We start from the raw sequence: 23,450 nt of genomic DNA, 5'->3' as shown, positions 1-23,450 counted from the left end.
GGGCATCTTCGTATCGGTCTTGAAAACCGTCGACTGTGCGCAAAACCCTGGCTGGAAGCCGCGTGCTTCCGTTTGCAAAAGCGCGGAAATCACGGTTTTTGGTGGGGCTTGAGAAAGGGTGTTTCTATTTTATATCAATGACTTACGCGTATTTCATCCGCTGCATGGGGTGCAAGGGGTCGAGTGTTCGAATCACTCCGTCCCGACCATTTATTTATAGAAAATCCAAGGACTTAGCGGTCCTTGGATTTTTTTATGGATGACATTTTTTACCAGTTTAGAATTTTGCCCCCACATTTTGCCCCACCGATAATTTTGTCGTACCGAAACTGGGATTTTGCGGTGAGCAAGCCTATTGCTGCGGATTCCATGACCATCCGGACATGTCATTTTCAGAAGACGACTGCACCCGATGTCAAAAGTTGATTGCACTTCTGGAAATGACAAGGGCCTGTCCATCTCCTCGATCAGTTCATCTCGAATATCTGTCACATTACGATCCAGAAGAGCCGCTTGCATGTCTTAGACTAAATTACGGGATAAGTGACAAATTTTGACGGCCGGAAGTTTCCGGCGCAAACCGTCACATAATCGAACGTATTTGTGACAATGGAGACGGTATGCTGATCGGCTACATGCGGGTATCGAAGGCGGATGGCTCCCAGGCGACTTATCTGCCACAGGATGCTCTGATCGCTGCTGGAGTGGCCGCTACACATCTGTATGAGGACATGGCTTCGGGACAGCAAGATGATCGGCCCGGATTGGCCGCATGCCTGAAGGCCCTGCGTGAAGGATACCCTGGTGGTTTGGAAGCTCGACCGACTCGGACGTAGCCTTCGCCATTTAATTAACACTGTCCACGACCTTACCGCGCGTAGCGTAGGACTGAAGGTGCTCACCGGCCACGGTGCGGCCATCGACACGACTACTGCGGCGGGAAAGCTGGTGTTCGGGATCTTCGCGGCACTGGCAGAGTTCGAGCGGGAGCTGATTTCCGAGCGGACGGTCGCCGGGCTCGTTTCGGCGCGTGCTCGCGGCAGAAAAGGGGGGGCGCCCGTTCAAGATGACCGCTGCCAAACTACGCCTGGCGATGGCGGCCATGGGGCAGCCGGAAACCAAGGTATCGGTTTTGTGTGAAGAGCTGGGTATTACCCATCAGACGCTCTATCGACATGTCTCGCCCAAGGGCGAGCTGCGGCCTGACGGAGCGAAATTACTGGAGAGAGTCCAATGAGTGGCTCAAAACGACCCAAAGCGGTCAATCAGCTAACGAAATAGCGGACATTCAGGCTTGAGCCGCAGGCCGCCGGCGTTCTACTTCGTAAGCTATCGTGTAAAAGACGAACCGCATGAAATCTTGTCTCGATTCACCATGCGGACCTCGGCACTGTGAAGATCATTACGAGCATACCCGAGACTGGAAGTTTGCCAGCGAACAACATAGTACGGGAGGTATGCATGTACTCCAGGCGGTTCATGGCGATTTCGACGATAGTGCTTCTTTGTGGATGCGCCAGCTTCGAGCAGACCGACTTGCAAGTCTACAGACGCTTTAGCGGCGAAAAGCTCGAACCGTGGTTATCAGTGCAGGAGGCTGCATTGTTGCACTGGCCTTTCGCGTGGGCGGCAGTGGCTGCCTATCAGGACTCCGATGACCCCAAGCGCAAGCCGTTGGATACCACAGCCGAATGCCCTGAACCGCACGACTTCTTAGCGGGCCAAGGTTGGACTCGCTGGGACAAACTTCCGTTGCTGCGAAAAAAGGAAGACGAGCCAGAGCCTGCTGCTGACCAGATGCGCCGCGCGCACCTTCGTGCCGAGGTGTGGTCAAGCCCCGAGCACCACAAGGTCATTGTTGCCTTTGGAGGAACGGTGATCTCTAGCCTTGATGACTGGAAATCAAACCTCCACTGGTTCTTGGCACCATTTCATCCGCACGACGCGTACGAAGTACTGACCGATGTTTTCGTGCCAGAATTTGTAAAGGAATATAAGAGGAAGAGCGAAGAGCCGGGCGGCGAATGGCTCAAAACCGCGCAGGTGGTTGCTACTGGACACTCCCTTGGGGGCGGTTTGGCCCAAAGATTCGCGTACTCGCTGCACCGAGATTCAGGCGTTCCCGGTGTACGAGAAGTGTACGCGTTCGATCCATCTCCTGTGTCGGGTAAGCGCAGCGTCCCAGGCTTCGAGAAGCAGGCCGATGGACTGACCATCTACCGCATTTACAACCGGGGAGAAATTCTCGCGAGTATCCGGTCTATCTTGCAGCTCTCCAACCCAAGCAACTCCAGAGAGCAGGGGCAAACTTGGATCGACATTCGATATAAGAACAATTGGACATGGAGAACATTACTCCCGTCCGGTTCTGTACACGCGCACGGAATGTATGACCTGGCATGTTTTATGAAGCGGCATCTCCCCCCGTCGGCGCTGACGACAGACGCCTCTCAATAGAAGAGCGCGCCAGGAGTAAATGTCTCGCTGCACCTGCGAAGAGCGATAGCGACCGCGCAGTTTTTGGTTTGCACGCCAACTCGCTCGTTTGTCCGCTTTACGATACAAGTCTGACTGACCACTTCTGGCCGATTGTTGCCTGTTACGACCGGCTGAAGTCGGCCGATTCTGTTGAAAAAGTAGCTCCCTTGCTTGGCCTCCGGCAAAATCTCTGCATTGGCCAGCAGGTAAGTACGCAGCATGCTGGGACAGTTATCGGGTGGGCAGGAGCGACTGTTTTACTCGTTCAACCTTGAAGGTCACATTCCAGCCAATCACCTTCTGCGCAGCATTGATCGGTGTCTCGATCTGACCGACCTGCGCCATTACCTCGCCGATTTCTATAGCCCGATTGGGCGTCCGTCGATTGATCCTGAACTGATGATCCGCTAAGCCCCAACCGCCTCCACATTGGTGCAAAGCTCTCTATTTCATGACAGGTACCCGAGTAACCGCTTTGACCTCCCGCAGTGCCAGGCTCGACTGGATCGAGGCTATACCTGGTTGCCGACGCAACACGTCTTCGACGAAGCGTCCATAACTCTCCAGATCGGTGGCCAGCACCGTCAGGACATAATCGGCTTCACCCGTGACCTTGTGACAGGAAAGTACCTGCGGCAATTTCAAAATCACTTGCTCAAAGTCATCCGGAGCGTTGGCCGAATGGTTGCCGAAGCGCACCTGGGCGAACGCCATGACGTCGAACCCGAGTTTTCTCCGGTCCAGATTTGCCTGGTAGTCCTTGATGAATCCCAGCTCCTCTAGGCGCTTGCGCCGCCGCCAGCAAGGCGTGACGGTCATCGACAAGCGTTCGCCTAACGCTGCGCTCGATAAAGTGCCGTCCTCTTGCAGTAACCGCAGTAGATCCCGGTCCACATTGTCGAGCTCATTAGAAGCAAAATCTTTGCTCATATTTGCCATAACTCGCTAAAGCCTTTCTCAATAATCGTCATTAATCGAGCATAAAGCAAAGAGTTTTCACGCGTTAATCGCGAAAATTAGCTATCCAATAAGACCCTGATAAAAGGACATTCGCGTGCTGACAGTCTTTAGCAATAACCATCGGCTGCACCATGGCTCCGAGCTCAAGGACGGTGCGGTGAAGCCGTCGTTCGAAAATCCTCAGCGTGCCGATACCGTACTGGCACGCGTCCAGAGTACCAGCCTTGGAGAGGTCATTGCCGAGCAGGCGTTTGATCGTTCCTGCTACGTCGCGGCGCACAGTGAGCGCTACGTGAGTTTTTTGGAAAATGCCTGGGCAGAGTGGGTGGCCACGGGCAAGACACATGATGCGCTACCTCTAGTCTGGCCAGTACGCGACCTAGCCATCGACCGTGAGCCCGGCTTCATCGATGGCAAGCTTGGCTTCTACGCCATGGACGCTGGAGCACCGATTACCGGCGGTACCTGGGAAGCCGTGCGCAGCAGCGCCAACGTAGCCTTGACCGGCATGCAGCGGATCATCGATGGAGAGCATAGCGCCTTCGCCCTGTGCCGCCCGCCAGGACACCATGCTGCTCGCGAATATATGGGCGGCTATTGCTACCTCAATAATGCCGCTATAGCCGCTGAACACTGCCTGAGCCAAGGCGCGAAGCGTGTTGCGGTGCTGGACGTGGATTTTCACCACGGTAACGGTACGCAGAACATCTTCTATGATCGCCCTGATGTGTTTTTTGCATCGATCCATGGTGATCCACACGTTTCCTATCCGTACTTCTCAGGGTATGCCCAAGAGAAAGGCGTTGGCGCGGGAGAGGGCTTTACCGCGAATTATCCGCTGGCCAAAGGTACCACTTGGGAGCAGTACCAGCGCGCATTGAAGAGCGCGCTCGAGCGGATCGTTGCGCACAAGCCCGACTTTCTCGTCGTGTCGCTTGGTGTCGACACCTTCGAAGACGATCCGATCAGCCATTTCAAACTCACCAGCGAAGACTTCCTGCGCATGGGGGCCGAGATCGCCGGCGCGGGCATTCAGACCCTGTTCGTGATGGAGGGCGGCTACATGGTCGACGAAATCGGCATCAATGCCGTGAACACCTTGCAAGGTTTTGAAAGCAGGACCTGACCCCCCTCTGCGTGATAGCGGCAATACCGAGGCAGGGCCCCGTGCGGGCCTCGTCCGGCAGCACGATTAATCACTAACAATAACAAGAGGTCGCCCATGAAAAACATGTCCGCAAGCCTTGATGAAAGTAATCCGTCAGAACCGGCCCGTGACGGGCACTTAAAACGAACGCTGGAAAACCGTCATATCCAGTTGATTTCCATCGGTGGCGCTATCGGGACTGGCCTGTTCATGGGCTCAGGCAAGGTGATTGCCCTTTCCGGTACTTCGATCCTTCTGGTCTACGCCATCCTCGGATTTTTTCTGTTTTTCGTCATGCGCGCGATGGGGGAGCTGTTGTTATCCGACCTGCGCTTCAGATCGTTCGCTGACATAGTCGCCTATTATCTAGGCCCGCGTGCCGGGTTCGTGTTGAGCTGGTCCTACTGGCTGAGCTGGAGCGTCGCGGTGGTCGGGGACGTAGTTGTCGTAGCTGGGTTCTTTCAGTACTGGTATCCAGATGTGCCAGCCTGGATGCCGGCGTTCTTCACTCTGTTCGTATTGCTTGGGCTTAACATGCTGGCGGTGCGGATCTTCGGTGAAGTGGAGTTTTGGTTCGGGCTCATCAAAATCGTGGCCATCGTGATGTTGATCATCACTGCGGCCGTGATGATTGCGACGTCTTTTACGTCACCCAATGGTGTAGTCGCCTCGCTTTCGAACGTGGTGGCGCCGGGAGCGATTCTGCCGCATGGCATCAGCGGCTTCTTCGCCGGGTTCCAGATTGCCGTGTTTTCCTTCGCCGGTACCGAACTGATCGGTACAGCTGCGGCCGAGGCGAAAAATCCCCACCGCACGCTGCCTAAGGCCATCAACACCATCCCCCTGCGTATCTTGCTGTTCTACATCCTTGCCCTGGTGTGCATCATCAGTGTGGTGTCGTGGGCAGAAGTACCGGCCAACCGCAGCCCCTTCGTCGAGCTGTTCTTGCTGGCCGGCTTCCCCGCTGCCGCTGGCATGATCAACTTCGTGGTCCTGACTTCAGCGGCTTCCTCTGCGAACAGCGGGGTCTACTCAGGCTGCAGGATGCTTTTCGGGCTCGCCGAGCGCCGCAACGCGCCAGCCATCCTTGCCAAGCTATCGACACTGAGCGTGCCGGTATACAGCTTGCTGTTCTCCGGGGTGTGCATGCTTACCGGATTGACCCTGTTGTTCATCATCCCTGAGGTCATGACGGTGTTCACGCTGATCTCGACCATCTCGGCGATCCTGGTGATCTTTACTTGGTCGATGATTCTGGCCTCCTACATCGCCTACCGAAAGAACAACCCTGCCGCTCACCAGAGGTCGGTCTTCAAGTCGCCGGGCGGGGTGCCGATGGCGGTTACGACGCTGGGCTTCCTGGGTTTCGTGTTGGTGCTATTGGCCCTCGAACCTGATACGCGGATGGCGCTGTGTGCCATGCCGTTTTGGTTCATTTTCTTGTTGCTTACCTATCGTCGCCGTAAGGCGGCGTCGATCACATCCTGAGAGGTTGTTCCTCATGACGCGTTTCGTAGATGTCCCCACCATGTCCCGACTGGTCGAGCACATCGGGATTTCCCGGTTCATCGGAGAGCTCGCCGATGCGATCCAGGAAGATTTCATCAACTGGCCGGCGTTCGACAAGTCTGCCCGGGTGGCGAACCACTCCGAGATTGGCGTGATCGAGCTCATGCCGGCATTCGGTGTGCTCGCGGACGTCGAGACCGGATATCCAGTGCTGCTCTCGGAGTTGACCGTGGCCACAGCCCTGCGGACATGTGCCACTTCACTGATGGCGGCCCGTGCGTTGGCCCGGCCTGATTCGCGGCGCATGGCGCTGATCGGCAATGGCGCACAGAGTGAATTCCAAGCGCTGGCCTTCCACTATCACCTAGGCATCGAAGAGGTTGTGGTGTATGACGTCGATCCGCTGGCTACTGAAAAATTCATCCGCAATCTGTCTGCGCATCCGACCCTCAAAGTCATCCGCGCCGCCTCGACCGCCGAGGCGGTGCGTGGCGCCGACATTGTTACCACAGTGACTGCCGACAAGACTTTCGCCACCATTATTACGCCTGAAATGATCGAGCCGGGTATGCATATCAACGGGGTAGGTGGCGATTGTCCGGGCAAGACCGAGCTGCATGCCGATGTGCTGCGCGCCGGTAAAGTATTTGTAGAATACGAACCGCAAACCCGTATTGAGGGTGATATTCAGCAAATGCCGGCGGATTTTCCTGTGGTCGATCTCTGGCGTGTGTTGGCAGGACATATTGTTGGGCGGGATAACCGCGAGCAAATCACGGTATTCGATTCAGTCGGGTTCGCCCTTGAGGATTACTCGGTGTTGCGTTACATCAACTCCCAGGCTGAAGCTGGCAACCTGGGCGTCGGAATCGAGCTGGTCCCATGGGGCGAGCACGACGATGCTAACGACCCGAAAGATCTCTTCAGGTACACCCGGTCCGGTAAGTCGCGCAAATCCGTACGTCGAATTGCCTGACGCTCTGAGGCTTGGCTCGGCGTGGAAGGGCCTCAATGGGTATTCCTCGATGCTGGTTGCAGACATGCTTAATTCATGGCCGCAAAACACCCCTCAACCCGCACGATGGCGATGCGGTGCCAGGGCCCAGCGGGGATCCTTGCCCTGCATACCGTCTTCCAGCCAGTGGCCGGTGGCGGTCTCCGCACGACGGATGAGTTCACCCGTTTGTGAGAAGTCGTAGGTGTTGACGGCCAGCGGGCACAACGGCGGAACGACAATCAGTTCACAGCGATCGGCGAAGCGATCGACGTCCGCCAGCAACTGGCGCATGGCCAGCAGGTTGATTGCATGCAGCGCGGTGGCCAGCGCACCACGTGGCGGTGCCTGCAGGACGCACGGCGTTCCAGTCGGCAGGATCACCACCCGGGTTGCCCCCAGGGAAACCGCCGCGGAGATCGGGGTATTGCTGGCGATACCGCCGTCCATCAACGGCCGGCCCGCGATGGCCACCGTTGGAAACACTGCCGGGATGGCCGTGCTGGCGAGCAGCGCCGGCGTGGCCTCTCCCGAGGACAGGATGACCTCCGTGCCATCGAGCACGTCCGTGGCGACCACGTGACAGGGCAATGCGGCATCTTCCAGGCGCCGGTAGGGAAGCTGCGACTCGATGAGCGCGTGCAAGTGGCGGGGCAGCGCTAGGTGGTCGCGTCGGCCGAGCAGGCACAGGACGGTGCCAAACGCCGAGAACGGGAAGATATCCGGGCGGCGCAAGTCCAGCCAGATGCGCTCGAGGCGGGCGATGCCGGTTTCATCGGGGGCAGCGGCATAGTAGGCACCGTTGATCGCCCCCACCGAGGCGCCGACGACAAAGTCGGGGGTGATGCGCGCGCGGTTCAGCGCCTTGAGCATGCCGACCTGCACGGCACCGAGGCTGCCGCCGCCGGCCAGCACGAACGCGGTCTTTCGAGCTTTATGCTGACTCATGTAAACCGTCCCAAGACTCATCCGCCCCCGCGGGGACGCAGTCAAACCTGCAACGTCGCCTCGATGGACAGGTTCTCCAGATCACGCCCAACCGATGCCGCCGCGACGAGTATCCCCGCGCGAAAGAACCGCGCCGTGAAGTCCTGTTTTGACAACGTGCCGTCGATCCGGACTTTGTCCCAACCGCCCGCGTAGCCGGTGTAGCGAAGATCCAGGCCGTAGTGGTGGGTCCAGAAGAACGGTACATCCGTGAACGCCTGCCCGGCGCCCAGCATATTGGCCGCGGCAGCCTGACCCTGCCGCTGCGCATGTACCCAGTGCTCGACCCGGATCAGGTCCGCACCGTACTGATAGCGCGCCACATCGCCGGCAGCGAAGTGGCCGGCGACCGAGGTCTGCAGGTAGGGATCGACCAAGATGCCGTCTTGTACCGCCAATCCGGCCGCGGCTGCGAGTTCCGTTCGCGGCGCGACACCGGTGCCCACGATCAGCAGGTCCGCGGCAACCCGGGTGCCGTCACCCAGTGTGAGCACCTTGCCATCGAAGTCTTTGGCCACCGAGCGAAGGTGGAACACCACCCCCTGTTCCTGGTGCAGGCCGGTGATGAAGCGGCCCAGGTCGCGACCGAGCGCACGCTCCATTGGCACCTCCTCGGGTGCCACCACATGCACCCTGAGTCCGCGCGCACGCAGGGCCGCCGCCGCCTCCATGCCGATGAAGCCGGCGCCGACCAGGGCCACTGAAGCCGCGCCCTTGCTTGCCTCGACAATGGCCCGGGCATCGGCCAGCGTGCGAAGCATGAACACGTTGGGCCGGTCGAAACCCGGCACGGGCAACTGCCGCGGTTCCGCACCGGTGGCGATGAGCAAGACGTCATAGGCCAGCCGCTCGCCTGATCCGGTCAGCACCTGCCGTGCACCGGTATCGATCGCGGTGACGTCGCAGCCTAGGCGCAGGTCGATCTGGCGATCGGCGTAGAACTTCGGCCCCCTCAGTGGAATCCAGTCTTCCGGTACGGTCCCGGCCAGGTAGTCCTTGGACAGATTGGGCCGGTCGTAGGGGGCCGAAGCATCGGCGCTGAGCATCGACAAGGCGCCGGAATAGCCCAGCTCGCGCAGCCGTTCGGCCGCCGCGAACCCCGCGGCGCCGCCACCGATGATCACGATGCGTCCGGGCTGGCTGTGTGGTGCACGCGGCCGCGACGGCCGCGCGGCCGTCTCCCCGGCACGCACGAGCACGGTCTCGCCGACGATCTCCACACGCCACGTTGCCAGCGCAGCGAATGCGGGCGCCCGCAGCGCGGCGCCCGTGCGCAGGCTGAAACACGCGTGGTGCCAGGGGCAGCGGATCTCGTCATCGACCACCAGGCCATCGGCCAGCGGCGCACCGTAGTGGGTACAAAGCCCGCTGACCGCATGGAGACCATCATCCATTCGCACCAGCAGGACGGGGCTTCCATCGACGTGGCCGGCGAGCACGCCAGCGGCCGGCACACTGGCCAAGGGCACGCCTTTGGCCAGATCTGGACCGGAGGGGGTGGTGTCGGTTTGAGCCATGGCGCGACTCCTTTAGTGTGGGAAATCCGCTTGCCCTGCAGCCGTTTTGCACGGACCGCATCGCTGCTCTTGGCCGTTCTGAGCCCCTCGCGACTGGCTCAGAAAGACCCGATATAGCGGCTGCTCGAACACATCTACGAACACGCAGAGCCGCGTCAACGAAGCCCAGAGCTTCATCTTAAATGAAGCGACCATCCGGACAGGTCCCGGCGTCCATCGTTAACGCCCGTTTGCGTCCATTGAGGTCGCGGATCACGATATCGGCAACTCGCTTGTTGTCAGCCAGCAGCCACCGCGACAACGAGCAATAGGCCAATGACCAACAGGCAGCCCATCAGCACAATCGCGACGCTGCGCAGTGATTGTCGATCCTCTGAGCCTAGCAGATGCATTTTGACCACCTCGGCAGGAGCCTATTTGGGATGTCACCCCCGACGTTACGCCGCCTTCATGCATTTTAATAACGATAAATATTGGCCAATTATATCGGCAACATCGAATTCATTTGACAACTGGCGGCACCGCTACCTAAATGGGCGCGTGGGGCCTTCCCTAGCTCAAGACGGCTGCCACGCCCGGCTCCATACCTCACTCCAGGTCTTGCCGCGAGCCAACCGGTGAACTGAGCTTCAGCGCCGGCACCGCAAGGCGCTCGACAAAAGCCCAGAAAGCCCCCGACTCTCCTGCAGTTGGCTGGTCGAGCAGCGGGGTTGTTATCGACGTCGCAAGCAACGTAGCCGGGGCAGAGGGTGCTCCGGCCTGGCCACCGACTGAAGGGGACAGCAGCTTATGGATACCGAACTTGCCCGAACCTTTCTGACGGTCATCGCCGCGGGAAACTTCCGCAATGCCGCCTCGCGGCTGTTCGTCACGCAATCGACCGTCAGTGCCAGAATCGCCGCACTGGAGGAGCAACTCGGCTGCAGCCTGTTTGTGCGCAACAAGGCCGGCACGGCGCTGACCCCAGCCGGTCGCTCCTTTCAACCCTACGCAACCACGCTCGTGCGCACCGTGGAGCGTGCCCGCGACGATATCGGCGTGGCCCTGGGCTTTCGGGCTTCGGTGACCCTCGGCGGCCGTTTCGGGCTGTGGGATGACCTGCTGTTTGTCTGCCTGTCGCGAATCCGCAGCGCAGCCCCTGACATCGCCATACGCGCCGAGATGGCCTTCGAGGATGACCTCATCCAGGGGCTGGTCGAGGGGCGCACCCAGATCGGGGTGATGTACACGCCGCAAAGCCGGCCGGGGCTGGTGGTTGAACCGCTGCTCGACGAGCAACTAGTCTACGTGACCACCGGCGACGCCACTCCCGACCCACCGGGTGAGAACTATGTGTATATCGACTGGGGCCCGGAATTCGCCAGCAAGCACAGTGCCGCCTTCCCCGACTTCCTCGGCCCGGGCTTGAGCGCCAATATCGGCTGGCTGGGCTTGACCCACATCCTGGCCTACGGCGGCGCCGGGTATTTCCCGCTGCGCCTGGTCAAGCATGAGCTGGCTGCCGGGCGACTGCACCGGCACCCTGGTGCTCCGGACTTCCGGTTGCCGGCCTATCTGGTGTATCCGGCCGATCCGCCGCCGGAGACGCTGGGGCTGGTGCTGAAGATCGTGCGTGAGGTCACGGCAGAGATTCTGCATCAGCGTGGGTAACCAGCCGTTGTCAGGACCCGGCCGACGTTCTGCAATTCCCCGTGAACCTGTGAATCCGCACACCGCGGTTGAAAGGTCCCACATGCAGGGCAACGCCCCGAGGGGCATTTTCATCGCTGTTTGTTCGTTACTGGCACATTTGGCTCCGTCAATGCGCTCTGCTGCGCGGACAAGATTCGCGACTACCGACTGGGGGGCCGCCGACTGGCCATCTAAGAGACATGAACTCGAGTTCGCGTGGGAATTCTTGCGGTGGCGAATGGTTGGCGATCAGAGCGTAACTGGCAGGCCGGCAAGCGCCTTCCCGCTTAGACTTTCGACGCAATAGCGGAACAATAGCCCTTGCTCAGATCATTGGGTCCCAGCGCTGGGACCAGTCGGTGTCCTGGCCCACGACCTCGCGGAGCAGTGTGATTGCCTGCTGCAGGGGGGCCGAATCGCGCTCCCGGGAATACACCAGGTAGGTGGGACAGCTGAACTCCGGAGCTTTCGACACGCGGCGCAAGACCTTTTTGTCCAGGTAGTGCTGTACCACGCGGGTGCGGAAGTACCCGGAGCCGCCATTTTCGAGGATGTACTGCAGCGCCAGCGGGCCCAGGTTGAAGGAGACCGGGGCCTTGGCTTTCTCGGGCAGGGCACGGTCGTGCTGGCGGCGAAAGCCTTCTCCCCAGTCGATGTAGACATAGGGTTCAGGATTCTTCGCCCGCACCAAAATCAGCTTCTCCTCCAGCAGTTGCTCCACCTGCATGCCTGGCCAGTAGTTCGGCTGGTAGACCAGCACGGCATCGAGCGCCCCGAGTTCCAGTTGCCGCAGCAGGGTCTGGCCGTCGCCGATCTCCGCACGCACCGCGTAGTCACCGATGGTCTCGCGGATACGGCTGACCCAGCGCAGCATCAGCGGGTTGCACAGGCTCACCTCGCCGCCGATGTGCAGGATGTTGCGATAGCCGTCCGGCCGGGGCAGGTCGCGCTGCGCCGCCTCCCAAGTCTGCAGGATCTGATTGGCATAGGTCACGAAGGCCTCGCCATCGGCGGTCAGCCTCGCGCCGGCGCGGTTTCGCACGAACAGCGTGCAGTTGAGGTGGTTTTCCAGCTTCTGAATACGGGCAGTGACGGCGGTCTGGGTGAGGTGCAAACGTTCAGCCGCGGCGACGAAACTGCCGTGACGGACGATTTCCAGAAAGGTGCGGGTGAGGTCGATATCCATCGGCGTGGCAGGGCGGGGAAACGGGGGCTTCAGCAAGCGCTCCGCTTCCAGTTCGCCTCCTTCAAAAGACAGGTGTGGACGCATGCAGCATAGCGGCTCGTGCCCTCGCGGGCACTTGATCGATCAGCCCAGGTGAGCGAGCAGGTCCTGGTGCAGCGCTGCAACCAGGTCCGTTTGCGTGATGACGCCGGCCAGTTCCCCGTTCTCGAGAACGGGTAAGCAGTGTAAGCCGCGATCGGAGAGCAGTGGGATCAAGTCGACCGCATGGGTGCCCGCGTCGATCGTGCTGACCGGACTGCTCATCAGCTGTCCAAGCACCCGATCACGACGCAGCCCGAGCACACCCAACAGGTTCGTCTATTGGCGCTGCTGGGCGGAGCCGACCAGGTCGATCAGGCTGACAATGCCGACGAGGCGACGCTCCTCGTCGATTATCGGCAGCGCCTTCGAGTGATGCCCGGTGAGCAACTGCAGCCCCTGTTCGACGGTATCGGGCGACGCGCAGATTCAGGTCGCGGGACATGACTGCCGCGCCCGGATAGTCCCCATGCTGCGCCGCAACGCGTGCTTTTCGGTACTGCATACGATCATTGCGAGGTCTTCCCGGGTGACGTCGACGAACTCGCCCAACTCATCGAGTGCCTACTCGAGGTCGACGGGATTGATGCCGACCCTTTCGCTGGGAAGGGGATCGCGCGTGAGGCGCGGCTCGGTGCGGCTCGCGCGCAGTCGGGGATAGCGAACCCGCGTCAGATTGTTATACAGCAGCGCGCTGCCAAGCAGGCAGGCGCCGCCTGCCAGTGCCGGGAGCACGCGCGACCAGACCAGCTGGGCCGTGATGAAGACGCCCATGCCCATGCCCATGCCCAGGATGCCCCAGAGGAGGGTGGAGAGGGTGAAGCGGCGGACGATTTCGTAGTTGTAGATGCTGTCTGTGTCGAGGGGAATCGCGCTGGCCATCTTGGTTCCGTCGTACTCTTGAGTTGCGAAGGGCTCACGCTTGTTGTCGATGAGTTTCACGGCTGCTTCGAAGGAGAACCGCGACAGTCTGCAGAGCCAAGCGGGATGCAACAAACTAATAATAATGAGGCTTCTCTAAACTTATTTTGATAATAAAGTTGCCGCGCCAGATGGCCGTAGCGCGAGCAGGGCCGTGCCAATGGCAGAAGCTCAGGGCGGTGGCCGGGTGAATTGCACCGTAGAAATACTGGCTTTACCTGAAAAATAATGAACTATCTGGCTATTAAAATTCATTTAACTTCACTAACCGGGCGTGCCTAGTGTCATGAGCGGTTAATTCAATAACTTATTTTTTATCGCCCCCAGCTTTGCTTTGTTTACAGAACTGATGATGGATTCAGCCGTCTTGTTCCACTTGAAGGGCTTAGCCGAAAGGTCATTGTGGGCCTCGATAAATTGACGAATAACCACTTTCAGTTCGGCCACGCTGGTGAATACACCCCGATACAGTGCTCGCCTTTCCAGCTGCGCGAACCAGCCTTCCACGGCGTTCAGCCACGAAGCACTGGTCGGCGTGAAGTGCAGTTTGAAACGCGGATGCTTCTCCAACCATTGCTTGATGGCCGGTGTTTTGTGCGTCGAGCTGTTGTCCAGAATCACATGCAGGTCAAGCTCTGTGGGCGTCGCGCGATCGATCTGTCGCAGGAAGGCCAGAAACTCTTTGGCCCGGTGGCGTTGGGTTATCCGCCCGATAACCTGGCCGGTCAGGATGTCAAAAGCGGCATACAGACTGGCGGTGCCATGGCGTTTGCAATCATGCGTGCGTCGCTCGATCTGGCCGGGGCGTAGGGGCAACATCGGTTGTGTGCGATCCAGTGCCTGGATCTGGGTTTTCTCATCAACCGACAGCACGATGGCGTTATCCGGCGGGTTCAGATAAAGCCCGACGACATCGACGACCTTATCGGCAAAATGCGGATCGTTGCTGATCTTGAACGTCTTCAAACGATGAGGTTTAAGGTCGGAAGCAGCCCAGACCTGTCGCACCTGCCAAGCCGTAACGGCGGCATACTTGGCCATCAAGCGCACACTCCAATGCGTCGCCTCACGAGGCACGCGCTGGGTGGTCAGGGTAAGAATCTCCTTCATTTTTTGAGTGCTGAGCTTGCGAGGTTGGCCACTTCGAGGCAGGTCGTTCAAGCCCTCAAGACCCGCCTCCAGATAGCGCTTTCGCCATTTGAACACCACCGGCGCCGAGACCTGGAGCTGATGGCTGACGTCTTTGGGCGTTAATCCATCCGCCAATAACAGCAGAATTTTGGCCCGTTGCCCGAGACGTTGTGCCAGCGAGCCCATCCGCGACCAGGAAGCCGACACCGATCGAGCCGTGAGAAGCAAGGAAACCGATAGCAGCCGGAGCAATCGCTGCCCCAGGCGACCGATGTTGTAGGCGCCGCCTACGGCTGACCCGCAGCCTCGAAGCTTTCAGTCATGTAAGTGGCGTTCACCCCGTAAGGAATGCCATACAAAAAGCCGAACACCCCAGCATCCACAGGATGTTCTACGTAGGGATTTCGGAGACACAGGGGCCGTGGCCGGCATCCTGGAGGCCCTACGGAAAATAGGAAGAGACAACGACAACCCGATCGATCAATCGGACATGTGAGCGGCAGCTTGCTTAAGAGTTTCAGTGAAAGCGGTGACCGATGCCTTCAGCTCCGCGCCTCGACGGGAAACGAGGAACAGCTCAAGATACACCGGCGGGTCGGTGAGTAGAGAAACCCCTAGGTTTTGCCGCCGGCATTCGTCCATAGCGAAGGAGGGGATGACCGCATGGCCCCGGCCCGCTCGAACCATGGCCATGATGGTACCAATCAGGTTATGCCGCGTGCGCCGCTGTAGCGGTTGGGCTCGTCCGGTACGGGGTAAGTGTTTCTCGATTAGCGCTTGTATAGGATTTTCGACACGCAAGCTTAGCAGCGGAGCGTCGGTAAGCTCATCCCAGGGAACCGTGTCTTTCCTCGATTTAGAGTCTTTCGGCGGACTGATTCTCATGAGGCGGAATTTGCAAATGGGTTCCCGCTGAAGCCCTACCGCAGGCTTCACAAAGAAACCGAGCCCAAAATCCACCTCTCCCCCCAGTACCTTGCTCTGAACGGTGGCGACATCCACGTCCTCTAGATGCACAGTGATGTGAGGATGGCTCAGCTCGAATTTCCCAATTACGTCCGGAAGCAATGTGGCTGAGACCATCGGAGTTGCGGCCAAATCCAAGCGGGCACGGACTGCTTCCTCAGATCCGTTGAGTGCCATGCTCAGGCCGCGCAATTCGCTGAGAAAACGTTCGGCCACTGGCTGCAAGCGTCGACCGGCGTCGGTCAAGATCACTGCTCTAGTCGTTCGGTCGAACAGTCGCGCGCCGACCTGCTCCTCCAATTCCTTCACCAGCATGCTCATCCCAGAAGCCGACAAGTGAATGCGTTCCGCTGCCTTTGCGAAGCTGTGGAGCTCAGTGATTTCAAGGAAGGCTTGGAGCTGGCGGCTGCTCACATTCATCAATTTATTTGAATAATTCATCAGAATGTTCCGTTTGATCTAAATCAATGCTCGTCATTTAATTCTGTTCGAAAGGTCTTCTGACAGCAAGGTTTACGGGCATTTGGTGAGGGTTAGCGCCCTCCCTTCTTTCCCGTCCACGCTGAGCCGAGCTGTGATGGAGGCGAGGGGAAACGGTTTCTCAGGTGAGCCGAAGCCTGTTCGGGCTGAGCGGAAGCAGAGCCAACCAGCCTGTGGTACTGACTTAGAAAATGCAGTCGATCTGCGACCAAATAAGAGAGAAAGTCATGAGCAACGTTCAAGCACATCACGAGAAATATGATGCAGAAGTGATCATCATTGGTGGCGGCCCTGTCGGTATGGGTTTGGCGATCGAGCTTGGCCAACGGAACGTGCAATGTATTGTTGTCGAGCGCTTCCCCACTCCTCAGCCTATCCCGAAAGGGCAGAATTTGACTCAGCGCACGATGGAGCACTTCCATTTCTGGGGTGCAGAGAAAGCCCTTCGTGCTGCCAGGACGATTCCTCCTGAGTACGGCATCGGTGGTCTTACGGCTTACGGTAAACTGCTCGGCCCGCATTACGACTGGCTCCAGCGCGACCTGGTTAAGCCTTACTACTTCACGGGCAACGAACGGTTGCCACAGTACGCGACTGAGGAAGTGCTGCGAGCGCGTGTGGCCGAGCTGCCAAGTGTCAAAACCCTGTATGGCTGGGAGGCATCCGAAGTTGGCCAAGATGACGGCGGCGTTACCATCCAAGTCAACGAGCGTGATGGCAGCGAGCGTAGGCTGCTTCGGGCTGCTTACGCGGTAGGGTGTGACGGTAGCCGTTCACTGGTACGGGAACAGGCAGGTATCACTCAAACCCGAACCGACCATGACCGCATGATGGTCTTGCTTGTGTTCCGCTCCACAGAACTCCATGAGCTGCTCAAATGCTATCCAGGCAAGTCGTACTACAACGTGCTTCAGCCGGAACTCAACGGTTACTGGAAATTTTTCGGGCGTGTTGACTTGGGTAGCACCTGGTTCTTCCATGCACCGGTTCCGCCAGGAACGACCAAAGAAAACTTCGACTTCGCGGCCTACCTTCACGAAGCAGTAGGTGCCGAATTTGACGTAGAGTTCGAGCACATCGGTTTCTGGGATCTGCGCTTCATGCTGGCTGATTCGTACCGCAAAGGCCGTATCTTTGTTGCCGGTGATGCAGCTCACAGCCATCCACCTTACGGTGGCTACGGTGTCAACTCCGGCCTGGAGGATGCTCGTAACATCGGCTGGAAGCTCGCAGCCACCGTTGAGGGGTGGGGTACTGATGCTTTGCTCGATTCGTACGATCTCGAGCGTCGCCCAGTCTTCAGTTCAACCATCAAGGATTTCATCGCGAAGTCTATCGAGAACGATAAAGCGTTCCTGGATGCTTACGACCCGGCCCGGGACAAGGCTGCGTTCGATCAAGCATGGCAAGATCGTGCGAAAGGCGCGGTTAGTGAGATCAACGCGTTTGAGCCCAATTACGAAGGATCGCCTATTGTATTCGGCCAGCCAAACGCAATTTGTTCCGCAGTTGGATCGCACCGGTTCAATGCCCAGCCTGGTCACCACCTCGCTCCCGCAAATCTGTCCTCAGGGCAGAATGTCTACGAGAAGCTCGGTGAAGGGTATACGTTGATCAGTATTGGCGCATCCGCTGGAAGCGTCTCCGCATTAAAGGAAGCTGCAGCTGCTCAAGGCTTGCCGCTCACAATTATCGAAGACGGCACTGCAAGCGAAGCGTCCCGCTATGGCACGCATTTGGTTCTGATTCGCCCAGATCAATTCGTTGCTTGGGTTGCGAATGAGGATGTGAGCCTTAGTTTCGCCGAAGCAGTGATCTCCAAAGTAAAGGGAGAGCAAAACTAATACATATAAGCCGGGCATGTACCAGCAAGCCCGCGCTTGGTGACCTGTTAGTGCTGATGCCGAACTGACCCACGTACTGAGACATTACTGACCCCGTTGGATTCCTTGCGAACTATTGCTTGTGTTGGCTTTGTGCCGCACAGAGATAGGTCAGTGATGCTTCGGCAACCGGGTCAATTCGGCATCAGCGCCAACACAGCTACCGGCCAAAGCAGTCGTTTCCAGCTGTGAGCAACAACGATCACCTCGCAGCCTCCACAAGCTGCTATTCATCGCCTTTCGGTCGCTTGGGCCGCGGCCTAGTGCCAAGCGCTCTGTCCAGTCGCGATGCCTTGATGGCGGCGATGAAGGCCTGAGGCCTTTTTAGCGGTGCGATATGTGCATCTGGTAGGTCCTCGCTAGCCCAAGACCCGATCAATACCAGCACCATTGATTTGGCTTGGTTGAAGCTCCAAGAAACCTCCTGCGCAGCGAAAAACTATCGATTACCCAATTCTCTGCACCCATAGCGTTTTTACACACTCTGGGCCAGTTGGAGCCGCTGCCCAGCACGTAACGGGCAAAGATGCCCCAGGGAATGATCAGGGTCGTCAGCACCGGCAAGCCGGCGATTCCGATACAGACCCTGTACAGCATGTCGTTAAAACGCAGCACAATATTTTTCATGAGGCTCACCACAGCGGCGGTAAACGGACTTGCGCCCGCCACCGCGGCGTTATAGGACAGGCTTATTGGACTGCTTCAATGCGCGAGATCAGCTCTTTGTAGTCCGCACCGTATTGGTCGCGAACCGGCTGAGTAGCGTCATAGAAAGCTTTTTTCTGTTCTGGGGTGAGCGTGATGAATTCCACGCCAGAGGCCTTGAGTTTGATTTCTGCATCGGCCGATTTTTTGTCCCACAGGGCGCGCTCTTCGAACTGCGCTTCGCGGGCAAGCTTTTGCACCAGGGCCTGTTGCTCAGGGCTGAGCTTGATCCAGGTGGTCTTGGCGATCACGATCGGCTCGGGCAGGATCAGATGATCGGTCCAAGTGAAGTACTTGGCGTTCTGGAAGTGGTTGTGTTCAAGGTAGGTCGGTGGATTGTTTTCTGCGCCGTCGATCACGCCGGTCTGCAGGGCGCTGAAAATCTCGCTGGTGGCCATGGCAATACCATTGCCGCCCATATCGTTGATGGTGTCGAGGAATACCGGGTTGCCCTGGACGCGGATTTTCATGCCCTTGAGATCGGCAATAGTGCGCACTGGCCTCTTGGTGTACAGGTTGCGGGTGCCAACATCCATCCAGGCCAGCGCGACCATGTTGAAATCAGAGTTGGTGATCTTGTCGAGCATCTCCTGGCCGATTTCACCGTCGATGATTTTGCGCATGTGCGCCTGATCGCGGAACACAAACGGCAGGTTGAACGCATTGGTTTCCGTCACCACAGGCCCAAGGATGACGAGGCTAACGCGGGTCATCTGCACTGCGCCAGACTGAAGTTGTTCGACCACTTCTTTCTCTGAGCCCAACACGCCCCCGGCAAACATTTTGAAGCTGATGTCCCCTTTGCTCTGGTCTTGGAGCTTTTTGCCCATTTCCTGTTCAGCAGCCACCGGCGGATAACCGGCGGGGTGAACTTCGGCGAACTTGATCTTGATTTCGGCCTGGGCCATGCCTTAAAGGCAGAACGCCAGAGGGAGTGCAACGATGAGTAATTTGCATTTGAAATCCATGTGAAACTCCATACTTTTTTGTTTTAAAAATTGTCGGTTCAGCATTACAGGGATAACAGTTAGAGCTTGAATTCAGGTTCTGGCAGCCCCTTGATTCCAGGGTGCAGAGCAAATACACCACCGGCCAAAGGTTGATCACTGATGTCCCCCGCGGGTCGGATCGAGGTGACGAACAGGGTGTCAAGATTCGCACCACCAAAGGCGCACATAGCGGGTTTTTTCACCGGTACGCTCAGGGAGCGGTCGAGCTTGCCTTCGGGGGTGAAGCGATGGATCAGGCCCGCGTCATTGCCGCAGATCCAGTAGCAGCCCTCGGCATCGACGGCCGCGCCATCGGGGCGACCCGCATGCTCATTCATGTCCACCAGCAGGCGGCGGTCATGAGGCGTACCGCTGTCGGTGTCGTAGTCGAAGGCCCAGATCTTCTGCACGTTGGGGTGCGAGTCGGAGAGGTACATGGTTTTTCCGTCCGGGCTGAAGGCCAGGCCGTTAGGGACAATCAAACCCTCAAGTTGAGGTGTGAGGGGCGCGCTTTGCCCAGCAACGTAGCGATACAGGGCACCCACCTGTGCGCCCGCGGCCATGTCCATCACCATGGTGCCGGCCCAGAAACGGCCCTGTCGATCACAGCGGCCATCGTTGAAGCGCATGTTCGGTTGCGCGTGGGACACCTGGCTCAACAGGCTGGTGTCGAGGCTGCCATCGGCTTGAGGTGTTAAGTTGAACAGGCCGCTTTCCATGCCGGCGATCCAGCTGCCATCACCGTTTTGAGCAATGCACGCGAGCATTTGTGGGGCTTCCCAGCTTTGCTGGTGGCCGTCGGCGAGGGTCCAGCGGTGCAGGCGTTTTGCAGGAATATCCACCCAGAACAACGCCTGTTGGGCAGTGCTCCAGACCGGGCTTTCGCCCGTGGCGTTGCGTGCATCGAGAATCAGTTCAGCGGTCATGGCAGCTCGTTCTCTGTTCGTTTTTCTTGTTATCCGTGCGAGCTAGGCTTTACTCGCCCCCAAATGGCCCGGCTGCGACGAAGGCGCCGCCTTGATAAACCATGTTTGGGTCATTGGCTGCCGGCATTGGTTGGGCTTCAACCTTGTCGCGGAACACTTCAGAGCTGTCCTTGGGTTCAAAACCCAGGTGGGCAGCGAAGCGGTTGTCCCACCACACGTTCAGATTATTTGAGGCGCCATAGACCACGGTGTGACCGACATTCGGCGCGTACAGCGCGCGCTCGACCAATTGCGTGAGGTCGTCAAAGCTCAGCCAGGTGCTCATCATCCGGCGGTTTTGCGGTTCGGGGAATGAAGAGCCGATTCGAATGCTCACGGTCTCAATGCCGTAGCGATCGAAGTAGAAGGTGGCCATGTCTTCGCCGTAGGATTTGGACAGACCGTAGTAGCTGTCCGGGCGGCGCTGGGCATGGGCGTCGATAGTTTGGTCTTGCTTGTAGAAACCAATGACGTGGTTGGAGCTGGCGAAGATAATGCGCTTGACCCCGTGCCGACGCGCTGCTTCGTAAATGTGGAAGACGCCACAAATATTGGGGCCGAGGATTTCCTCGAAGGGCCGTTCGACCGATACGCCACCAAAATGCACGATGGCATCTACGCCTTCGACCAGAGCATGTACGGCCGACTTGTCGGCGAGATCACATGGCACGATTTCTTCCTGGGGGCTGATGGCCGGCGACATCGGGCTGATATCGGAGATACGCAGTACCTCGGCGCAGCCCTTGAGTCGTAGGCGAAGCACTTTGCCCAGGCCGCCTGCGGCGCCAGTGAGCAGCAGGCGATTGAAGCGATGTGTGGAGGTGGTGGTCATGGCGGGCCTTATTTATTGTTAACGTATGCGAGCATTGAAAAGCCCGTCATGGTGACGGGCAGGACGCTCGATTACAGGATCGACAGCGGGTAGCTGAAGATCAGACGGTTTTCGTTGAAATCCTGGCCAACGTCGCGACGGACGTCGGAGTTGCGCCAGCGCATAGTGAAATTCTTCAGGGTACCTTCCTGAATGGTGTAGGCCAGCTCGGATTCGCGACCCCACTCTTCGCCGTCCTTGCGACCATCGGTTGTATGTATGCTGTCGCCGTTGACATAGCGGTTCATCAGGGTCAGTCCAGGAATGCCGAGACCGGTGAAGTTGTAGTCGTGACGAACCTGCCAGGAGCGCTCATTGATGGCATCGTAGCTGTTGGTGTACCCGTCGTTGACCAGCTCGCCGCCGCTGGCGCCGTCGATGCGCAGGAACTTGCTGTTACCGCTCAGCTTCTGGTAGGCCACGGTGAAGGTGTTGTTGCCGGTCTTGGCTGAAAAGCTGCCCTGGTAGACCTTGTTGTCCAGGTTGCCGGCCTTGGCCGCACCTTCGTCCTTGCCGTCGAAGTAGCCGAGGTTGGCACCCAGCACCCAGTCGCCGAGAGGCTGGCTGTGGGTCAGCTGCAGGTAGCCTTGCTGGTAGACGTCTTCCAGTCGGGCGTGCCACAGGCCGATCATGGTGTTCTTGCCGTTGAAGCGGAATTCGCCGCCAGCGAAGTTGAAATCATCGCCTTCGAAGCCACTGAAGGACATCTCTTCCCGACTGGCGTCCTGACGTTGGCTGTTCTTCCAGAACTGACCGCCGTAAAGAGTCAGGCCGTTGATTTCATTGGAGGTGATCTGCGCCCCCTGGAAGGTTTGCGGCAGCGAACGACCGTCGTCGGCACGGAGGATCGGCAGCACGGCAAACCACTCACCGACCTTCAGCTCGGTCTTGGAGATTTTGGCCTTGGCGGCGACGGCGGTGCGACCGAAATCATCGGCGGGCCGACCGTCGTCGTGAATCGGTAGCATCTGGCTGTTGGCGGCGTTTCTGTTGCCGTCCAGCTTCAGGCTGTACATGCCGAGCACATCCAGGCCGAAGCCGATGGTGCTCTGGGTGAAGCCGGAGCGGGCGTCGAGGATGAAACTCTGGGTCCAGGCCTCGGCCTGAGGCTGGTCGTTGGGGCCACTATGGTTGAGGTAGTTGCGATTGAAGTAGTAGTTGCGCAGGCCGAGGGTGATCTTGGCATCCTCGGTAAAGCCGGCAGCCAAGCTGACGGCAGGCAGATTGCCGATAAGACCGCTGGCACCAAGCAGGGCCACGGAAAGTGTTTTGCGGGTTTTCATTATTGTTGTGCTCCCAAATGTGAAACAAGCCGACGCCAGTTGGATGTGTCAGACGTGTGGTGGTGGCGGTTCGCCTACAGCTCGTCAGGGCTGGGGCGTGGCTCGACCGGCGCCCCTGACTGATATAGATGGGGAGTGTGTGGGGGCGATGTAGGATGAATCGTGATAGTCGGGGGCGCGAGGTGCAGATGCTGTCGACATGGTCATATCTAGGCTCGTTGTATTTGTTGTATGTTGTCGTACAAGATCAGTATTTCTACCAGTCGTAAAAAACGTTGTCAATGATTCGCGAACAGTGATTTTTAGCTAAATACAGTAGGGGTTTTTGTTGTGGCTAGAGAGGTGTGTCTATTCATGTGGTTGCAGATGGCGTGAGTTTGGTGAATAGACATCCTACGACATTGTCGGCGCCCCGTTGTCGGCGTGCCGCCGCGGAAGAAGTTGTCCGAACCGTACTTGTGGGCACCAAGCAGCGTGTCATTGGACACAAAGCCAGAAGTGAGCTGGCCGGCGGCCACGTACATGTTCTGAGCGTTGTCCGCCGTCAGGTTCCAGGTGGCCGAGTCGGTGATGGTTTGTCCGCCGCTGGCAATCCGTTCTGTAAGCACCTGAGCGAGAAGGGAAGACAGGTTTCTCGATTGGTTGAAACCCTTGGACCGGCGATAAAGGGAGTGAGAGGGCTCGATCATGAAGGTCTCCATATCATCCCCAGCTTGTAATACGTCTTGT

19 protein-coding genes and 5 pseudogenes are annotated in these 23,450 nt (G+C 58.4%); 8 read left to right on the top strand and 16 right to left on the bottom strand.

Annotated elements, in window-relative coordinates; all coding sequences use genetic code 11:
- The first annotated feature begins 620 nt into the window (after positions 1-620).
- From GUY40_RS11090 to GUY40_RS11080, 3 genes and pseudogenes are all read left to right on the top strand, one after another.
- Positions 621-1,237, top strand: a pseudogene (locus GUY40_RS11090) (recombinase family protein).
- 242 nt (positions 1,238-1,479) lie between these two features.
- Positions 1,480-2,457, top strand: coding sequence for a hypothetical protein (locus GUY40_RS11085; protein ID WP_166568992.1), 978 nt, complete (start codon positions 1,480-1,482; stop codon positions 2,455-2,457).
- Positions 2,458-2,697: 240 nt separating this feature from the next.
- Positions 2,698-2,886 (top strand): annotated as a pseudogene (locus GUY40_RS11080) (IS5/IS1182 family transposase); the annotation flags it as partial.
- Between the two features lie 36 nt (positions 2,887-2,922).
- On the opposite strand, the gene GUY40_RS11075 reads toward GUY40_RS11080, so the two are convergent.
- The gene (locus GUY40_RS11075; RefSeq protein WP_166568991.1) at positions 2,923-3,408 is read right to left on the bottom strand and encodes an Lrp/AsnC family transcriptional regulator; all 486 of its coding nucleotides are present in this window, start codon (positions 3,406-3,408) and stop codon (positions 2,923-2,925) included.
- A gap of 124 nt (positions 3,409-3,532) precedes the next feature.
- Between GUY40_RS11075 and GUY40_RS11070 the strand changes: the two genes are divergently transcribed.
- The 3 genes from GUY40_RS11070 (at position 3,533) to GUY40_RS11060 (ending at position 7,070) form a co-directional block, all read left to right on the top strand.
- On the top strand, positions 3,533-4,564 hold the full coding sequence (locus GUY40_RS11070) for a histone deacetylase family protein (protein WP_166568990.1): 1,032 nt from the start codon (positions 3,533-3,535) through the stop codon (positions 4,562-4,564).
- Positions 4,565-4,660: 96 nt separating this feature from the next.
- Positions 4,661-6,073: an amino acid permease gene (locus GUY40_RS11065; protein WP_166568989.1), complete on the top strand. Its 1,413-nt coding sequence runs from the start codon at positions 4,661-4,663 to the stop codon at positions 6,071-6,073.
- Between the two features lie 13 nt (positions 6,074-6,086).
- Positions 6,087-7,070, top strand: coding sequence for an ornithine cyclodeaminase (locus GUY40_RS11060; RefSeq protein ID WP_166568988.1), 984 nt, complete (start codon positions 6,087-6,089; stop codon positions 7,068-7,070).
- 93 nt (positions 7,071-7,163) lie between these two features.
- On the opposite strand, the gene GUY40_RS11055 is transcribed toward GUY40_RS11060, so the two are convergent.
- Positions 7,164-8,036: a patatin-like phospholipase family protein gene (locus GUY40_RS11055; protein WP_166568987.1), complete on the bottom strand. Its 873-nt coding sequence runs from the start codon at positions 8,034-8,036 to the stop codon at positions 7,164-7,166.
- Between the two features lie 41 nt (positions 8,037-8,077).
- Positions 8,078-9,592 carry an FAD-dependent oxidoreductase gene (locus GUY40_RS11050; RefSeq protein WP_166568986.1) on the bottom strand — a complete coding sequence of 505 codons (1,515 nt, stop codon included), beginning with the start codon at positions 9,590-9,592 and terminating at the stop codon, positions 8,078-8,080.
- Positions 9,593-10,381: 789 nt separating this feature from the next.
- Here GUY40_RS11050 and GUY40_RS11045 point away from each other — a divergent pair.
- On the top strand, positions 10,382-11,242 hold the full coding sequence (locus GUY40_RS11045; RefSeq protein WP_166568985.1) for a LysR family transcriptional regulator: 861 nt from the start codon (positions 10,382-10,384) through the stop codon (positions 11,240-11,242).
- Positions 11,243-11,588: 346 nt separating this feature from the next.
- On the opposite strand, the gene GUY40_RS11040 is transcribed toward GUY40_RS11045, so the two are convergent.
- The 7 genes and pseudogenes from GUY40_RS11040 to GUY40_RS11020 all read right to left on the bottom strand — a co-directional run bounded on the left by GUY40_RS11040 (position 11,589) and on the right by GUY40_RS11020 (position 15,986).
- Positions 11,589-12,449, bottom strand: coding sequence for a LysR family transcriptional regulator (locus GUY40_RS11040; RefSeq protein WP_166569083.1), 861 nt, complete (start codon positions 12,447-12,449; stop codon positions 11,589-11,591).
- A 123-nt stretch (positions 12,450-12,572) separates the two neighbouring features.
- Positions 12,573-12,752: a CBS domain-containing protein gene (locus tag GUY40_RS28255; protein ID WP_256675706.1), complete on the bottom strand. Its 180-nt coding sequence runs from the start codon at positions 12,750-12,752 to the stop codon at positions 12,573-12,575.
- Positions 12,753-12,806: 54 nt separating this feature from the next.
- Positions 12,807-12,917, bottom strand: a complete 111-nt coding sequence (locus tag GUY40_RS28250) for a CBS domain-containing protein (protein ID WP_256675705.1) — start codon at positions 12,915-12,917, stop codon at positions 12,807-12,809.
- Between the two features lie 351 nt (positions 12,918-13,268).
- Positions 13,269-13,409: pseudogene (locus GUY40_RS28245) on the bottom strand (hypothetical protein); the annotation flags it as partial.
- Positions 13,410-13,742: 333 nt separating this feature from the next.
- Positions 13,743-14,765 carry an IS630 family transposase gene (locus tag GUY40_RS11030; protein ID WP_256675717.1) on the bottom strand — a complete coding sequence of 341 codons (1,023 nt, stop codon included), beginning with the start codon at positions 14,763-14,765 and terminating at the stop codon, positions 13,743-13,745.
- A 4-nt stretch (positions 14,766-14,769) separates the two neighbouring features.
- Positions 14,770-14,970 (bottom strand): annotated as a pseudogene (locus tag GUY40_RS11025) (MFS transporter); the annotation flags it as partial.
- An 89-nt stretch (positions 14,971-15,059) separates the two neighbouring features.
- The gene (locus GUY40_RS11020; RefSeq protein ID WP_218585445.1) at positions 15,060-15,986 is read right to left on the bottom strand and encodes a LysR family transcriptional regulator; all 927 of its coding nucleotides are present in this window, start codon (positions 15,984-15,986) and stop codon (positions 15,060-15,062) included.
- 266 nt (positions 15,987-16,252) lie between these two features.
- On the opposite strand from GUY40_RS11020, the gene GUY40_RS11015 reads away from it, so the two are divergent.
- Positions 16,253-17,869: an FAD-dependent monooxygenase gene (locus tag GUY40_RS11015; protein WP_166568983.1), complete on the top strand. Its 1,617-nt coding sequence runs from the start codon at positions 16,253-16,255 to the stop codon at positions 17,867-17,869.
- A 525-nt stretch (positions 17,870-18,394) separates the two neighbouring features.
- Here GUY40_RS11015 and GUY40_RS11010 read toward each other — a convergent pair.
- The 6 genes and pseudogenes from GUY40_RS11010 to GUY40_RS27985 all read right to left on the bottom strand — a co-directional run.
- Positions 18,395-18,535: pseudogene (locus GUY40_RS11010) on the bottom strand (TRAP transporter small permease); the annotation flags it as partial.
- Between the two features lie 62 nt (positions 18,536-18,597).
- Positions 18,598-19,521, bottom strand: coding sequence for a TRAP transporter substrate-binding protein (locus GUY40_RS11005; RefSeq protein ID WP_256675703.1), 924 nt, complete (start codon positions 19,519-19,521; stop codon positions 18,598-18,600).
- Positions 19,522-19,640: 119 nt separating this feature from the next.
- Positions 19,641-20,528 (bottom strand): SMP-30/gluconolactonase/LRE family protein, encoded by an 888-nt coding sequence (locus tag GUY40_RS11000; protein ID WP_166568982.1) that lies wholly within the window; start codon positions 20,526-20,528, stop codon positions 19,641-19,643.
- A 49-nt stretch (positions 20,529-20,577) separates the two neighbouring features.
- Positions 20,578-21,399, bottom strand: a complete 822-nt coding sequence (locus GUY40_RS10995; protein WP_166568981.1) for an NAD(P)-dependent oxidoreductase — start codon at positions 21,397-21,399, stop codon at positions 20,578-20,580.
- A gap of 71 nt (positions 21,400-21,470) precedes the next feature.
- Positions 21,471-22,721: an OprD family porin gene (locus GUY40_RS10990; RefSeq protein ID WP_166568980.1), complete on the bottom strand. Its 1,251-nt coding sequence runs from the start codon at positions 22,719-22,721 to the stop codon at positions 21,471-21,473.
- 302 nt (positions 22,722-23,023) lie between these two features.
- Positions 23,024-23,410 carry a hypothetical protein gene (locus tag GUY40_RS27985; RefSeq protein WP_178117770.1) on the bottom strand — a complete coding sequence of 129 codons (387 nt, stop codon included), beginning with the start codon at positions 23,408-23,410 and terminating at the stop codon, positions 23,024-23,026.
- Between the last annotated feature and the right edge of the window lie 40 nt (positions 23,411-23,450).

Origin of the sequence: Pseudomonas sp. R5(2019) (assembly GCF_009905435.1) — a bacterium.
Lineage (GTDB): Bacteria > Pseudomonadota > Gammaproteobacteria > Pseudomonadales > Pseudomonadaceae > Aquipseudomonas.
The sequence above is the reverse complement of the archived record's forward strand: the minus strand, read 5'-3'. Positions and strand labels throughout refer to the sequence as shown.